The sequence below is a fragment of the Streptomyces sp. GESEQ-4 genome (genome assembly GCF_017948455.1).
In the GTDB taxonomy this organism is placed as follows: domain Bacteria; phylum Actinomycetota; class Actinomycetes; order Streptomycetales; family Streptomycetaceae; genus Streptomyces.
This window is the reverse complement of sequence record NZ_JAFFSU010000002.1, coordinates 177,510-192,345: the sequence shown is the minus strand read 5'-3', so window position 1 is coordinate 192,345 and position 14,836 is coordinate 177,510. Positions and strand designations below refer to the sequence as shown.

The 14,836-nt window shown below is 70.0% G+C and carries 16 protein-coding genes; 10 read left to right on the top strand and 6 right to left on the bottom strand.

Features of this window, described 5'->3' with window-relative positions:
- Nucleotides 1–4: 4 nt before the first annotated feature.
- Complete coding sequence (locus tag KCH48_RS06305; protein ID WP_210571137.1) at nt 5–526, top strand: cupin domain-containing protein; 522 nt, start codon at nt 5–7, stop codon at nt 524–526.
- 57 nt (nt 527–583) lie between these two features.
- Here the strand turns inward: KCH48_RS06305 and KCH48_RS06300 are convergent, their stop codons facing one another.
- On the bottom strand, nt 584–1,813 hold the full coding sequence (locus KCH48_RS06300) for an acyl-CoA dehydrogenase family protein (protein ID WP_210571136.1): 1,230 nt from the start codon (nt 1,811–1,813) through the stop codon (nt 584–586).
- Nucleotides 1,814–1,978: 165 nt separating this feature from the next.
- Between KCH48_RS06300 and KCH48_RS06295 the strand changes: the two genes are divergently transcribed.
- On the top strand, nt 1,979–2,620 hold the full coding sequence (locus KCH48_RS06295) for a TetR family transcriptional regulator (RefSeq protein WP_210571135.1): 642 nt from the start codon (nt 1,979–1,981) through the stop codon (nt 2,618–2,620).
- Nucleotides 2,621–2,675: 55 nt separating this feature from the next.
- Here the strand turns inward: KCH48_RS06295 and def are convergent, their stop codons facing one another.
- The gene (gene def / locus KCH48_RS06290; RefSeq protein WP_210571134.1) at nt 2,676–3,230 is read right to left on the bottom strand and encodes a peptide deformylase; all 555 of its coding nucleotides are present in this window, start codon (nt 3,228–3,230) and stop codon (nt 2,676–2,678) included.
- A gap of 111 nt (nt 3,231–3,341) precedes the next feature.
- Between def and KCH48_RS06285 the strand changes: the two genes are divergently transcribed.
- The 5 genes from KCH48_RS06285 (at nt 3,342) to KCH48_RS06265 (ending at nt 7,933) form a co-directional block, all read left to right on the top strand.
- On the top strand, nt 3,342–4,580 hold the full coding sequence (locus KCH48_RS06285; protein ID WP_210571133.1) for a MurT ligase domain-containing protein: 1,239 nt from the start codon (nt 3,342–3,344) through the stop codon (nt 4,578–4,580).
- 16 nt (nt 4,581–4,596) lie between these two features.
- Complete coding sequence (locus tag KCH48_RS06280) at nt 4,597–5,325, top strand: type 1 glutamine amidotransferase (protein WP_210571132.1); 729 nt, start codon at nt 4,597–4,599, stop codon at nt 5,323–5,325.
- A 190-nt stretch (nt 5,326–5,515) separates the two neighbouring features.
- Complete coding sequence (locus KCH48_RS06275) at nt 5,516–6,541, top strand: 6-phosphofructokinase (RefSeq protein WP_210571131.1); 1,026 nt, start codon at nt 5,516–5,518, stop codon at nt 6,539–6,541.
- Between the two features lie 161 nt (nt 6,542–6,702).
- Nucleotides 6,703–7,653 (top strand): cytochrome c oxidase assembly protein, encoded by a 951-nt coding sequence (locus tag KCH48_RS06270; RefSeq protein WP_210571130.1) that lies wholly within the window; start codon nt 6,703–6,705, stop codon nt 7,651–7,653.
- A gap of 109 nt (nt 7,654–7,762) precedes the next feature.
- Nucleotides 7,763–7,933, top strand: coding sequence for a hypothetical protein (locus tag KCH48_RS06265; RefSeq protein WP_210571129.1), 171 nt, complete (start codon nt 7,763–7,765; stop codon nt 7,931–7,933).
- Nucleotides 7,934–7,936: 3 nt separating this feature from the next.
- On the opposite strand, the gene KCH48_RS06260 is transcribed toward KCH48_RS06265, so the two are convergent.
- The 4 genes from KCH48_RS06260 to KCH48_RS06245 all read right to left on the bottom strand — a co-directional run bounded on the left by KCH48_RS06260 (nt 7,937) and on the right by KCH48_RS06245 (nt 12,097).
- Complete coding sequence (locus tag KCH48_RS06260) at nt 7,937–9,151, bottom strand: sensor histidine kinase (protein ID WP_210571128.1); 1,215 nt, start codon at nt 9,149–9,151, stop codon at nt 7,937–7,939.
- Nucleotides 9,152–9,257: 106 nt separating this feature from the next.
- On the bottom strand, nt 9,258–10,970 hold the full coding sequence (locus tag KCH48_RS06255; protein WP_210571127.1) for a cation acetate symporter: 1,713 nt from the start codon (nt 10,968–10,970) through the stop codon (nt 9,258–9,260).
- Nucleotides 10,971–10,982: 12 nt separating this feature from the next.
- Nucleotides 10,983–11,345, bottom strand: a complete 363-nt coding sequence (locus KCH48_RS06250; protein ID WP_210571126.1) for a hypothetical protein — start codon at nt 11,343–11,345, stop codon at nt 10,983–10,985.
- Nucleotides 11,346–11,347: 2 nt separating this feature from the next.
- The gene (locus tag KCH48_RS06245; RefSeq protein ID WP_210571125.1) at nt 11,348–12,097 is read right to left on the bottom strand and encodes a LytTR family DNA-binding domain-containing protein; all 750 of its coding nucleotides are present in this window, start codon (nt 12,095–12,097) and stop codon (nt 11,348–11,350) included.
- A gap of 76 nt (nt 12,098–12,173) precedes the next feature.
- Between KCH48_RS06245 and KCH48_RS06240 the strand changes: the two genes are divergently transcribed.
- The 3 genes from KCH48_RS06240 to rocD all read left to right on the top strand — a co-directional run bounded on the left by KCH48_RS06240 (nt 12,174) and on the right by rocD (nt 14,830).
- Nucleotides 12,174–12,665, top strand: a complete 492-nt coding sequence (locus KCH48_RS06240) for an Lrp/AsnC family transcriptional regulator (RefSeq protein WP_210571124.1) — start codon at nt 12,174–12,176, stop codon at nt 12,663–12,665.
- Nucleotides 12,666–12,800: 135 nt separating this feature from the next.
- Nucleotides 12,801–13,613, top strand: a complete 813-nt coding sequence (gene ddaH / locus KCH48_RS06235; RefSeq protein WP_210571123.1) for a dimethylargininase — start codon at nt 12,801–12,803, stop codon at nt 13,611–13,613.
- Complete coding sequence (gene rocD, locus KCH48_RS06230; protein ID WP_210571122.1) at nt 13,610–14,830, top strand: ornithine--oxo-acid transaminase; 1,221 nt, start codon at nt 13,610–13,612, stop codon at nt 14,828–14,830. Before ddaH ends, rocD begins: the two co-directional genes overlap by 4 nt.
- Nucleotides 14,831–14,836 lie beyond the last annotated feature (6 nt).

The following is a 14,836-nucleotide window of genomic DNA, read 5'->3' as shown; positions in this document are numbered from 1 at the left end:
GCCGATGACGACGACGGAGGGGCTCCTCGTACCACCGGGCCACGGCCGGGTCGTCCAGACACCGGCCCAGCACGTGACCTTCAAGGTCACCGGCACGCACTCCCGGACGGCCTCCACCTTCGAGGTCCTCGTCCCTCCGGGCTTCGACGTCGGCGCCCATGTGCACACGCGCAGCGAGGAGTTGTTCTACGTCCTGGAAGGCGAGCTGGACGTACTCGCCTTCGAGCCGCGGATCCGTACCCCCGACAACTGGCAGAAGTGGGAGTCGAGTTCGGGCAACAGGGTCGTACGCGCGACCCCGGGCACGCTCATCGTCGTCCCACCCGGCTGCCCTCATGCGTTCGCAAATCCAACGGACAACCCGGCCAAGATGTTCTTCCAGGCCAGCCCACCGCCGGATCACGAGCGCTACTTCGAGGAGTTGCTGGAAATCCTGGGCAACGGGGGTCCGCCGGATCACACAGCGATCGAGGAGTTGCGCGCCAGATACGACATCCAGCAACTAACTCCACTCCGGCACAGGTAGCGCTCGAAGGGGCGCGGGGAACTGCGCGACCAGCCCCCACAACCCGCAGCCCGCGCACTACCGAATGGACATCCCCGAGAGCGTCCGAGCAATCACCAGCCGCTGGATCTCACTGGTCCCCTCGAAGATCGTGTAGATCGCCGCATCGCGATGCATCCGCTCCACCGGATACTCCCGCGTGTACCCGTTCCCGCCCAGGATCTGGATCGCCTGCGCGGTCACCTTCTTCGCCGTCTCGCTCGCGAACAGCTTCGACATCGAGCCCTCGGCCGCCGTGAACGGCTTCCCGTTGACCGCCATCCAGGACGCGCGCCACACCAGCAGACGGGCCGCGTCGATGGACGTCCGCATGTCCGCGATCTCGAAGGCGACACCCTGGTTGTCGATGATCGGGCGCCCGAACTGCTCGCGCGTCATGGCGTAGTCGAGGGCCACCTCGTACGCGGCCCGAGCGGTGCCCACCGCCATCGCACCCACCGCCGGCCGCGAAGCCTCGAACGTCGCCATCGCCGCGTTCTTCACCCGCTCACCACCGGACGCCTTCGCCCTCTCCCGAGCCCGGGCGAGCCGCTCGTCCAGCTTCTCCTTGCCACCCAGCAGGCAGGAGCCGGGAACCCGCACGTTGTCCAGCACGACCTCGGCGGTGTGCGAGGCGCGGATGCCGTGCTTCTTGAACTTCTGGCCCTGGGACAGGCCAGGAGTGTTCGGCGGGACGATGAAGGAGGCGTGCCCCTTGGAGCCGAGGTCCGGGTCGACGACGGCGACGACGACATGGACGTTGGCGATGCCGCCGTTGGTCGCCCAGGTCTTCGTACCGTTGAGCACCCATTCGTCCTTGGCCTCGTCGTACACGGCACGCGTCCGCATGGAGGCCACATCGGAGCCGGCGTCGGGCTCGGAGGAGCAGAACGCGGCGACCTTGACATCGTTGGCATCGCCGTACATCTGGGGAATCCAGGTGCCGATCTGTTCCTCGGTGCCGTTGGCGAGGACGCCGACGGCGGCGAGGCCCGTGCCGACGATGGACAGGGCGATGCCCGCGTCCCCCCAGAACAGTTCCTCCATGGCCATGGGGATGCCGAGGCCGGTGGGGTCGAAATACTGCTGGGCGTAGAAGTCCAGGGAATAGATGCCGACCTTGGCGGCCTCCTGGATGACAGGCCAGGGAGTCTCCTCACGCTCGTCCCATTCGGCGGCGGCGGGACGGATGACGTCGGCGGCGAAACCGTGCAGCCAGTCCCGGACCTCCTTCTGTTCGTCGTTGAGCTCCATGGTGAACTCGGCCATGTCCCCTCCAGCAGTGGCGCACTATCTTGTTACTTGCGGTAACCGAAGTCTGTTACCGACCGGTAGGAAAAGTCAACTCCTGACGGCTCGGCAGCCCGTTCGATGTCAGGAGCGTAATGAGTGTTAGTTTGCGCAGGCGTCACCGATCGAGCAGGGGGAGATCACATGGACACCACACAGCGGACCGATCAGCAGCGCTCCGCCGACCGCCGTCGGCGTGAGCTGCTGGAGGCCGCGGACAGAGTGGTGCTGCGCGACGGCCCGCAGGCCTCGATGAATGCGATCGCGGCGGAGGCGGGCATCACGAAGCCGATCCTCTACCGGCACTTCGGTGACAAGGGCGGACTTTACGCGGCCCTTGCCAAGCGTCACACCGACGCCCTGCTGGATTCCCTGCGGGCCGCGCTGGACGCCCCTGCGGACCGGCGGGAGCGGGTCGAGGCCACGCTCGACACGTATCTCGCGGCGATCGAGGCGCGTCCTCAGGTGTACCGGTTCCTGATGCATCCGTCCGAGGGGTCGACCAGTGACCACGGGTTCGATGTCGGCGTTCAGGCGGGGCCGCTGCTTCGGCGGATGGGCGAGGAGTTGGCCCAGGTCATCGAGGACCGGCTGCATCTCGGGCCGGGGAGCCAGCAGCTGGCTCGGGTGTGGGGGCATGGGATCGTCGGGATGATGCACGCGGCCGGGGATTGGTGGCTGGGGGAACGGCCTTGTTCTCGGGCTGAGTTGGTGCGGAGTCTGGCCGACCTGTTGTGGGGGCGGTTGGCTGCGGCCGGGGACAAAGTGGGGGGTCCTGGGTTCTGACGGTTGTGTGCCGTCTGCGGGTTGTGGGGGCTGGTCGCGCAGTTCCCCGCGCCCCTTAAGTCGGACCAGTCGCCCTACCCCAAGAAGCTCGCGTTGCCTGTCGCATCAGTCGCCTGTAGCGCCAGCCCGTCAAGTGGTCCGCGTAGACCTTGCCTTCCAGGTGGTCGTACTCGTGCTGCAGGCAGCGTGCGAAGAAACCCGTGCCGTGAACCGTGATCGGCTCTCCTGTCACCGTGAAGCCCTCGACCACCGCGTGGTCGTACCGTTCCGTGCCCGCCTCCAGGCCCGGTAGGGAGAGGCAGCCCTCGGGACCGCGGATCACCACGCCGTCCGCCTCCACCAGCCGCGGGTTCACGACGTGGCCCAGATGCCGTACGTCCTCGTCGTCGGGGCAGTCGTAGACGAACACCCGCAAGGGCTCGCCGATCTGATTCGCTGCCAGGCCGACTCCCTGTGCCGCGTACATCGTGGCGAACAGGTCTTCGACGAGGGCCGTAAGGGCCGGGCCGAAGTCGGTCACCTCGCGGCACCGCTCACGCAGCAGCGGAGCGCCATGCAGGGTGAGGGGCCGGACGCGCCCGTGCGCGCCCGGAATGGAGCCGTTTCGCATGGCCGCAAGGGTACGGCGATTCGGGAGTGCGAATGGATCTCGATAGGCTGACCACCACCACGTTGCCGTCAGGCAGAGGCGCGGCGCGTACGCAAGGAGGATCGGGAACTGATGTCAGGCAACTCGGACCCGCTCACGCCGCGGGCCAAGCTCGCCGTGACCGCGGGCAAGGCGGTCGCGGCGGCATCGCGTGCCGCGGGGCGCGGGAGCGGTTCGGTGATCGGCGGCCGCGTGGCACTCAAGCTCGACCCCGACCTCCTCGCCCGGCTCGCCCAGAACCTGGACGTGATCCTGGTGTCGGCGACCAACGGAAAGACCACGACGACCCGGCTGATCGCCGAGGCCCTGCGCGCCGCGGGCCCGGTCGTCTCGAACGCGCTCGGTGCCAACATGCCCGCCGGTATCACCTCCGCGCTGGCCGGTGGGTCCGAGGCGCGGTACGGCGTGATCGAGGTCGACGAGAAGTACCTCGCCGGGGTCGCCCGGGACACCGATCCGAAGTGCATCGCCCTGCTCAACCTCTCCCGCGACCAGCTCGACCGCGCCGCCGAGACCCGGATGCTCGCCGAGAACTGGCGGGAGGGACTCGCGGGCTCCAAGGCCGTGGTCGTCGCCAACGCCGACGACCCGCTCGTGGTGTGGGCCGCCTCCTCCTCCCCCAACGTGATCTGGGTCGCCGCCGGTCAGATGTGGAAGGACGACGCCTGGTCCTGCCCGTCCTGCGGTGGCGTGATGCAGCGCCCGGGCGACGACTGGTTCTGCAGTGAGTGCGGTTTCCGGCGGCCCACGCCCAGCTGGGCACTCTCGGGCGACCACGTCCTCGACCCGCACGGCTCTGCCTGGCCCATTCACCTTCAGCTGCCGGGCCGCGCCAACAAGGCCAACGCCGCCTCGTCGGCAGCCGTCGCCGCCGTGTTCGGGGTGCCGCCGCAGGTCGCGCTGGAGCGGATGTACCAGGTGCAGGCCGTGGCCGGGCGCTATGACGTGGTGCAGTTCATGGAGCGCGATCTGCGGCTGCTGCTCGCGAAGAACCCGGCCGGCTGGCTCGAGACGTTCTCCCTCATCGACCCGCCGCCCACCCCGGTGATCCTCTCCGTGAACGCTCGCGGCGCCGACGGCACCGACACCTCCTGGCTGTGGGACGTGGACTACACGCGGCTGACCGGGCACCCGATCTGCGTCATCGGCGACCGCAGGCTGGACCTCGCGGTCCGGCTGGAGGTCGCGAACCAGCACTTCCAGGTCTGCGAGAACCTCGACCAGGCCGTGCAGATGAGCCCGCCCGGCCGGATCGAGGTCATCGCCAACTACACCGCCTTCCAGGACCTGCGCCGCCGCGTCGGCAACTGACACACAGGGGACTTTTGTGAGCGACAACAGCCTGCGGGTCGTCTGGATCTATCCCGACCTGCTCAGCACATACGGCGACCAGGGCAACGTCCTGGTCGTGGAGCGCCGGGCCCGGCAGCGCGGCCTCGACGTGGCCCGCCTGGACGTCCGCAGCGACCAGCCGATCCCGACGTCCGGCGACATCTACCTGATCGGCGGCGGCGAGGACCGCCCGCAGCGGCTCGCGGCCGAGCGGCTGCGGCGGGACGGCGGACTGCAGCGCGCCGTCGGCAACGGCGCGATCGTGTTCTCGGTGTGCGCGGGCTACCAGATCCTCGGCCACGAGTTCATCAACGACCTCGGCCAGCGCGAGCCCGGTCTGGGGCTGCTGGACGTGGTGTCCGTGCGCGGTGAGGGTGAGCGGTGCGTCGGCGACGTGCTCGGGGACATCGACCCGCGCCTCGGGCTGCCGCCGCTGACCGGCTTCGAGAACCACCAGGGCGTCACCCACCTCGGCCCCACCGCCCGCCCTCTCGCCCAGGTGAAGCTCGGCAAGGGCAACGGCACGGGAGACGGCACGGAGGGCGCGTACAACGACACGGTGTTCGGTACGTACATGCACGGCCCGGTGCTGGCCCGGAACCCGCTCATCGCCGACCTGCTGCTGAAGCTGGCGCTCGACGTGAACGCGCTGCCGCCGACCGACGACCGGTGGTACGAGGCGCTGCGCGGCGAGCGCATCGCGGCGGCTCAGCAGCCTGCCTGAGCTGCCTGTACACCTGGGCTCCAGCCAGGCTTTACCGGCCCGTCTGACGCTGTGTCCGCACAGGTGAGCGGGGTCGTCCAGCAGGCGGACGCACCATTCGGCCCCGCCCCTTCCTCCCGCTAGGGTGGCGGGGATCGAACCGGACAACGTGGTCCGGTCCCCGGCCCACGTTGAGAAGGTATTTCGGGCTATGCGCATTGGTGTCCTCACGTCCGGCGGCGACTGCCCCGGCCTGAACGCCGTCATCCGGTCCGTCGTGCACCGTGCCGTCGCCGACCACGGCGACGAGGTCATCGGTTTCCGGGACGGCTGGAAAGGCCTCCTGGAGTGCGACTACCTCAAGCTCGACCTCGACGCGGTGGGCGGCATCCTCGCTCGTGGCGGCACGATCCTCGGTTCCTCCCGCGTCCAGCCGTCCCACCTGAGGGACGGGGTCGAGCGGGCGAAGGGCCATGTCGAGGAACTCGGTCTCGACGCCGTCATCCCGATCGGCGGCGAGGGCACGCTGAAGGCCGCCCGGCTGATGTCGGACAGCGGCCTGCCCATCGTGGGCGTGCCCAAGACCATCGACAACGACATCGCGGTGACCGACGTCACCTTCGGCTTCGACACGGCCGTGGGCGTGGCGACCGAGGCGCTGGACCGCCTCAAGACCACCGCCGAGTCCCACCAGCGTGTGCTCGTGGTCGAGGTCATGGGCCGCAACACCGGCTGGATCGCACTGCACTCCGGCATGGCTGCCGGCGCCCACGCCATCGTCGTACCGGAACGGCCCTTCGACATCGAGGAGTTGGCCGCGGTCGTCGGGGAGCGGTTCCAGGCCGGGAAGCGGTTCGCGATCGTCGTGGCGGCGGAGGGGGCCAAGCCGAAGCCGGGCTCCATGGCCTTCGACGAGGGCGGCAAGGACATCTACGGCCATGAGCGCTTCGCCGGGATCGCCCGTCAGCTGTCGATCGAGCTGGAGGAGCGGCTGGGGAAGGAAGCCCGGCCGGTGATCCTCGGGCATGTGCAGCGTGGGGGGACGCCGACCGCGTACGACCGTGTGCTCGCCACGCGGTTCGGGTGGCATGCGGTGGAGGCCGTGCACCGCGGGGAGTTCGGGAAGATGACGGCGCTTCGTGGGACGGACATCGTGATGGTGCCGTTGGCGGAGGCCGTGGAGACACTGAAGACGGTTCCCGCGGAGCGATACGAAGAAGCGGAATGCGTGCTCTGACGGTTCCCTGATCTGCCGGGTGCGGGTCGTGTGTGGCTGGTCGCGCAGTTCCCCGCGCCCCTGGGTGGGTTGCACTGGCCCCGGTCACAGGCGTGGCCGGGGTCGGTCATACCCTTGTGCGGACAGACACGCACAACCCCCACGAATCAGGAGCCGTCGGAATGGATCACAGCGGGCACGGCATGACCATGGATCTGCCGCCGTTCACGCTGGGGCGGGGTCTTCAGTGGTCGGCCGACCCGTTCTTCCTCGTCGCCTGTCTGGTGGGGCTCGCGCTGTATGCGTACGGCGTCGTGCGGCTGCGGCGGCGCGGTGACAGCTGGCCGGTGGGGCGGACGGTCTCGTACGTCGTCGGTGTGCTGACCATCGCGCTGGTGATGTGCACCAAGCTGAACGACTACGGCATGGTGATGTTCAGCGTGCACATGGTGCAGCACATGGTGATCAGCATGCTGTCGCCGATCCTGATCCTGCTCGGCGCCCCGATCACGCTCGCGCTGCGGGCGCTGCCCGTCGCCGGCAAGGGGCGCAAGGGGCCGCGCGAGCTGCTGCTGGCGCTGCTGCACAGCCGGTACATGCAGCTCGTCACCCACCCGGCCTTCACCATTCCACTGTTCATCGCGAGCCTGTACGCGCTGTACTTCACGCCGCTCTTCGACTTCCTGATGGGGTCCAAGACGGGGCACGTCGCGATGATGGTGCACTTCCTGGCGGTGGGTGTCGTCTTCTTCTGGCCGATCATCGGCGTCGATCCGGGACCGAACCGGCCCGGCTATCTGATGCGGATGCTGGAGCTGTTCGCGGGCATGCCGTTCCACGCGTTCTTCGGTATCGCGTTGATGATGGCGTCCACGCCGATGGTCGAGACGTTCCAGAACCCGCCCGCCTCGCTCGGTATCGACGCGCTCTCCGACCAGAACGCGGCCGGCGGAATCGCCTGGGCGTTCAGTGAGATCCCGTCCGTGCTGGTGCTGCTCGCGTTGCTGTTCCAGTGGCACAGCAGTGAGCAGCGGCAGGCGCGGCGCAAGGACCGGGCGGCCGACCGGGACGGCGACAAGGAACTCGAGGCGTACAACGCGTATTTGGCCTCATTGAACGCACGGGGACACTGACCGGCCTTTCGTTCAGCAGCAGGGCGGGGGACGGAGTTCGCGGACACGTCGCTGTGGAGGCAGAACCGGGGCACCATGGAGGGGGACGGACCATGAGGAGGGTGTTGCGATGCCCGGTTCTTCGGACGGATCGACCAAGGCGATGGGGGTGCTCACGGTCGGCGGACTGGTCGTGGTGACCGCCTATACGGTGGCGCTCGGCAGCAGTGGCTGGCTGTGGTTCGGCTGGGTCGTGCTGGGACTGATCACTCTCGGAATGATCGCCACCAAGAGCACGTGAGCGTCAGGGGCGGGTCAACCGGCTCGCCGAGTGCACGCCCGGCTGGTACTTCGGCAGCCGGGCGGTGACTTTCATGCCCGCTCCCACGGCGGTCTCGATCACGAGGCCGTAGTCGTCTCCGTACACCTGGCGGAGCCGGTCGTCGACGTTGGACAGGCCGATGCCGCCCGACGGGCTGGCCTCGCCGGCGAGGATGCGGCGCAGGGCGACGGGGTCCATTCCGGCGCCGTCGTCCTCGATGACGACCAGCGCCTCGGCTCCGGTGTCCTGTGCGGTGATGCTGATGTGGCACTTGCCCGCGGAGGCCGCCTTGCCTTCGAGCCCGTGCTTCACGGCGTTCTCGACGAGCGGCTGGAGGCAGAGGAAGGGCAGGGCGACCGGCAGCACCTCCGGGGCGATCTGGAGGGTGACGGAGAGGCGGTCGCCGAAGCGTGCCCGGACGAGCGCCAGGTAGTGGTCGATGGCGTGGAGCTCGTCGGCGAGAGTGGTGAAGTCGCCGTGCCTGCGGAACGAGTAGCGGGTGAAGTCGGCGAATTCCAGGAGCAGTTCGCGGGCGCGCTCGGGGTCGGTGCGCACGAACGAGGCGATCACCGCGAGCGAGTTGAAGATGAAGTGGGGGGATATCTGGGCGCGCAGGGCCTTGATCTCGGCCTCGATGAGGCGGGTGCGGGACTGGTCCAGGTCGGCCAGCTCCAGCTGGACGGAGACCCAGCGGGCGACCTCGCCGGCGGCGCGCACGAGCACCGCCGATTCGCGGGGCGCGCAGGCGACGAGCGCTCCGTGCACCCGCTCGTCGACGGTGAGCGGGGCGACGACGGCCCAGCGGACCGGGCAGTCGGGCGTCTCGCAGGTCAGCGGGAAGGCCTCGCCCCGGCCCGACTCCAGAGGGCCGGCGAGGCGCTCCATGATCTCCGCCCGGTGGTGGCCGCCCACCCCGTCCCAGACCAGCACCTCCTTCTGGTCCGCCAGGCACAGCGCGTCCGTGCCGAGCAGCGTGCGCAGTCTGCGGGCCGACTTGCGGGCGGTCTCCTCGGTCAGGCCCGCGCGCAGCGGCGGCGCGGCGAGGGAGGCGGTGTGCAGGGTCTGGAACGTGGCGTGCTCGACCGGGGTACCGAGACCGACGAGGCTCTCGGGGCGTGCGGTGCGGCGGCCGAGCCAGAATCCGGCGGCGAGCAACGGGAGGATCGCCACGCACAGGCCTGCGATGAATCCGATCATGCGGTGAGCTCCGCTGGTCGTGCCAGGAAACGCCGTCTCGCGGCCGCGGCGCCGTCGTGGCTGGTCGCGCAGTTCCCCGCGCCCCTTTGGGGCGCTACCGAACCGTTCATGCCTTTACCTCCGTGCGCAGCTCCTCCGGGAGATGGAATCGGGCCAGGATCGCCGCTGTCCCCGCCGGTACCCGGCTCGGCGTGGAGAGGGAGACCAGCACCATGGTGAGGAAGCCCAGCGGGACCGACCAGATGGCGGGCCAGGCGAGCAGGGCGTGGAGGGCGCCGCTGCCCGGGAAGCCCGCCATGGTCGCGGCGACGGCGACGAGTGCGGAGCCGCCGCCCACCAGCATTCCGGCGGCGGCACCTGGTGGGGTGAGCCGCCGCCACCAGATCCCGAGCACGAGCAGCGGGCAGAACGACGACGCGGACACAGCGAAGGCCAGCCCGACGGCGTCGGCGACCGGCAGTCCGCCCACCAGGACGCTGGCGGCCACGGGTACGGCCATCGCGAGGACCGTACCGAGCCTGAAGTGCCGTACGCCGCGCGACGGCAACACGTCCTGGGTGAGCACGCCCGCCACGGCCATCGTCAGCCCCGATGCCGTCGACAAGAATGCGGCGAAGGCTCCCCCGGCGACCAGCGCGCCGAGCAGGTCGCCGCCGAGACCGCCGATCATGCGGTCGGGCAGGAGCAGGACGGCGGCGTCCGCATTTCCGGTGAGGGTGAGCTCGGGGGCGTACAGGCGGCCCAGGGCGCCGTAGACCGGGGGCAGCAGGTAGAACGCGCCGATCAGGCCCAGGACGGCGACGGTGGTGCGGCGGGCGGCGACTCCGTGCGGGCTGGTGTAGAAGCGGACGACGACGTGCGGGAGGCCCATGGTGCCGAGGAAGGTGGCGAGGATCAGTCCGTACGTCGCGTACAGCGGGCGTTCGCCGCGGCTCTCGGCCTGCGAGGGTGACAGGCTGCCGTCGCCGACGCGGTCGGCCTCGGGGACGGGGGTGCCCTTGTCGAAGGTCAGCCGGGTGCCCGCGTCGATGTGGTGGGTGCCGGCGGGGAGGCGTAGTTCGGTGTCCTCGTGGGCGCGGCCGTCGACGGTGCCGGTCACCGTGACCGTCAGCGGCTTGTCCAGCTTCATGTCGAGGCTGTCGTCGACGCGGACGACGCGCTGTTCACGGAAGGTGGCCGGTTCCTCGAAGGCGCGGGTCGGTGATCCGTCGCCCTGCCAGGCGAGGACCAGGAAGAGCGCGGGGACCAGCAGGGCGGTGAGCTTGAGCCAGTACTGGAAGGCCTGCACGAAGGTGATGCTGCGCATACCGCCCGCGGCGACCGTGGCGACCACGACGACCGCGACGATCAGCCCGCCGAGGTAGTCCGGTGCGCCGGTGAGGACGGTCAGCGTCAGTCCGGCGCCCTGGAGCTGGGGCAGCAGGTAGAGCCAGCCGACGCCGACGACGAAGGCGCCCGCGAGCCGCCGTACCGCCTGGGAGGCGAGGCGGGCCTCGGCGAAGTCGGGCAGCGTGTAGGCGCCGGAGCGGCGCAGCGGGGCGGCGACGAAGATCAGCAGCACCAGATAGCCCGCCGTGTAGCCGACGGGGTACCAGAGCATGTCGGGGCCCTGCACCAGGACCAGGCCCGCGATGCCCAGGAAGGAGGCGGCGGAGAGGTACTCGCCGCTGATGGCGGCCGCGTTGAGGCGGGGGCCGACGGTGCGGGAGGCGACGTAGAAGTCGGAGGTGGTGCGGGAGATGCGCAGGCCGAACGCGCCGACGAAGACCGTCGCGAGGACGACGAGGGCGACGGCGGGGACGGCGTAGCTGGAGTTCATGGGTCCGCGGCTTCAGCGGTCTTCGACGAGGCGTACGAAGTCCCGCTCGTTGCGCTCGGCACGCCGCACGTACCAGCGGGCGAGCAGAACGAGCGGGGCGTAGATGCCGAAGCCGAGGACGGCCCATTGGACGCCGTGGGCGTCGGGCACCGTCGCGAAGAGCAGCGGCAGCGGGCCGACGAGCAGGCCGAGGACGGCGAACACGGCGAGGGCGGCGCGCAGTTGGGTGCGCATCAGGGAGCGGACGTAGGTGTGGCCGAGGGTGGTCTGCTCGTCGATCTCGGTGCGGGGGCGGTAGTAGCCGGAGGTGGGTCGGCTGCGGCGCGGCGGGCCGGTGACGACGACGCGCCGTTCGGCGGGGTCCTGGTTCGGCACGGCTACGGCCTCCTCATCAGCAGGTCCCGCAGCTCGCGGGTGTGGCGCCGGCTGACCTGGAGTTCCTCGGAGCCGACCACGACGCTCACGGTGCCGGCGTCCAGCCGGAGTTCGCCGATGTGGCGCAGGGCGACGAGATGGCGGCGGTGGATGCGGACGAAGCCGCGGGAGCGCCAGCGCTCCTCGAGGGTGGACAGCGGGATGCGTACGAGGTGACTGCCCTTGTCGGTGTGGAGCCGGGCGTAGTCGCCCTGGGCCTCGACGTGGGTGATGTCCTCGACGGCGACGAAGCGGGTCACGCCGCCGAGCTCGACGGATATGTGGTCGGGGTCGGGTTCGTGCACGGGTATGTGCGGGGCGCTGTCCCGCAGCTCGGCGGCGCGGCGGATCGCCTCGGCCAGCCGTTCCTTGCGGACGGGCTTGAGCACGTAGTCGACGGCCTTGAGGTCGAAGGCCTGCACGGCGAAGTCCTCGTGGGCGGTGACGAACACGACGAGCGGCGGCTGGGCGAAGCCGGTGAGCAGCCGGGCCAGGTCGAGGCCGTCGAGGCCGGGCATGTTGATGTCGAGGAAGACGACGTCGATGGCCTCGGGACCGCGCGGGCCCGATTCCAGGGCCCGGTTGATGCGGCGCAGCGCCTCGGTGGCGTCGCTGGCGCCCTCGGCTGTGCCGATCCGGGGATCCGCGTTCAGGAGGTAGAGCAACTCCTCCAGCGAGGGTCGTTCGTCGTCGACGGCGAGGGCGCGCAGCATGAACCCGGAGTCTAGGAGCAATTCGTACGCCTGCGCACGTGCTCGGGGGGACGTTTCCGCTGGATACAGTGCGGCCATGAACAGCAGGGCCGATTCCTTCGACGACCTCGACCGGAAGATCATCACCGCGCTGATGGCCAACGCGCGAACCAGTTTCGCCGAGATCGGGACGGCTGTCGGGCTGTCCGCCACGGCCGTCAAGCGGCGGGTGGACCGGCTGCGGGAGACGGGGGTGATCACCGGGTTCACGGCGACGGTGCGGCCGTCGGCGCTGGGCTGGCGCACGGAGGCGTATGTGGAGGTGTACTGCGAGGGGGCGGCGCCGCCGCGGCGGCTGGCGGAAGTGGTGCGCAACCATCCGGAGATCACGGCGGCGATGACGGTGACCGGCGGCGCGGACGCGCTGCTGCATGTGCGGGCGCGGGACGTGGAGCACTTCGAGGAGGTGCTGGAGCGGATCCGTGCGGAGCCGTTCATCCGGAAGACGATCAGCGTGATGGTGCTGTCCCATCTGATCCCGGAGAGTCCGGAGGCGGGCGCCAGCCAGCCCGCCCCCGAGGGCGCATGAGACGTGCGCTGAGGATCGTAAAGACGCAGCATTCCTGCGCGGACACGCAAGCATTGTTTCTTGTCGGGCGTATCGGTCACTTCCTAACGTGGTGTCAACCCGACTCGACACCCCAGGAAGCGGAGGAACCCCTCTGTGTCCGAAAGCCGTGTGCCGCGCCGGCGGCGCTTCCTCGTCTGTGAACCCAGACATTTCGCCGTGCAGTACGCGATCAACCCCTGGATGCATCCCGACGTCCGCGTCGACGTCGATCTGGCCCAGGAGCAGTGGCAGTCCCTGATCAGCACCTACCGGGCCCACGGCCACACCGTCGACACCGTGGAGCCGGTGCCCGGTCTTCCGGACATGGTGTTCGCCGCGAACTCGGCGGTCGTCGTGGACGGCCGTGTCTTCGGCTCGCTCTTCCACGCACCGCAGCGGCGGCCCGAGTCCACGCACTACGACATGTGGTTCAAGGCGGCGGGCTTCGCCGTCCACCGCCCGGAGTCGGTCTGCGAGGGCGAGGGGGACCTGGTCTGGACGGGCCGGTACGTCCTGGCCGGCACCGGATTCCGGACGACGCGGGAGGCCCACCGCGAGGTGCAGGAGTTCTTCGGGCACCCGGTGATCAGCCTGACGCTGGTCGACCCGTACTTCTACCACCTGGACACGGCGCTGTTCGTCCTCGACGAGGACACCATCGTGTACTACCCGGAGGCGTTCTCGCCGGGCAGCCGTGAGGTCCTCGCGCGGCTGTTCCCGGACGCCGTGCTCGCGACCCGCGACGACGCGATGGCGTTCGGGCTGAACTCCGTCTCCGACGGACGCCATGTCTTCATCGCGCCCCAGGCCGAGTCCCTCGCCGCCCGGCTGGACGACCACGGCTATGTTCCCGTCCCCGTCGACCTCTCCGAGTTCCAGAAGGCCGGCGGCGGCATCAAGTGCTGCACTCAGGAGATCCGCCCATGACAGCGCCCGCCCGCACCCGTTCCTCCGCCGACCTGATCCGCGCCGAAGAGCCGGTCCTCGCGCACAACTACCACCCGCTGCCCGTGGTCGTCGCCCGCGCCGAGGGCACCTGGGTGGAGGACGTCGAGGGCCGCCGCTACCTCGACATGCTGGCCGGCTACTCGGCCCTCAACTTCGGCCACCGCCACCCCGCCCTGATCGAGGCCGCCCACGCCCAGCTCGACCGGCTCACGCTGACCTCGCGCGCCTTCCACAACGACAAGCTCGCCGAGTTCGCCGAACGGCTCGCCGCACTGACCGGCCTGGACATGGTGCTGCCCATGAACACGGGCGCCGAGGCCGTGGAGAGCGGCATCAAGGTGGCCCGCAAATGGGCGTACGACGTGAAGGGCGTCCCCGCCGACCGGGCGACGATCGTGGTCGCGGCGGAGAACTTCCACGGCCGTACGACGACCATCGTCAGCTTCTCCACGGACGAGACCGCCCGCACCGGCTTCGGCCCCTTCACGCCGGGCTTCCGGATCGTGCCGTACAACGATCTGGCCGCGCTGGAGGCGGCGGTCGACGAGACGACGGCGGCGGTGCTGATCGAGCCGATCCAGGGCGAGGCCGGGGTGGTCATCCCGGACGCCGGCTATCTGGCCGGTGTGCGCGAGCTGACCCGCCGCGAGGGCTGCCTGTTCATCGCGGACGAGATCCAGTCGGGGCTTGGCCGCACGGGCCGCACGCTCGCCGTCGAGCACGAGTCGGTGGTCCCCGACGTCCTGCTGCTCGGCAAGGCGCTCGGCGGCGGCATCGTGCCGGTGTCGGCGGTGGTCGCGCGCCGGGACGTGCTGGGTGTGCTGCGGCCCGGCGAGCACGGGTCGACGTTCGGCGGCAATCCCCTGGCGGCGGCGGTAGGCACGGCGGTCGTCGAGCTGCTGGAGACGGGTGAGTTCCAGCAGCGGGCGGCCGAACTGGGCACGGTGCTGCGGGACGGACTGTCCGCGCTGGTCGGCAAGGGAGTCGTCGGTTTCCGCTCGCGCGGGCTGTGGGCGGGCGTCGACGTCGACCCGGCCCTCGGCAGCGGCCGCGAGGTCAGCGAACGCCTCATGCGGGAAGGCGTCCTGGTCAAGGACACCCACGGCTCGACGATCCGCCTCGCCCCGCCGCTCACCATCACCGCCGGGGAACTCACCCAGGCCCTGGTGGCGCTGGAGAAGGTGCTGGGGGCCTGAACGGGA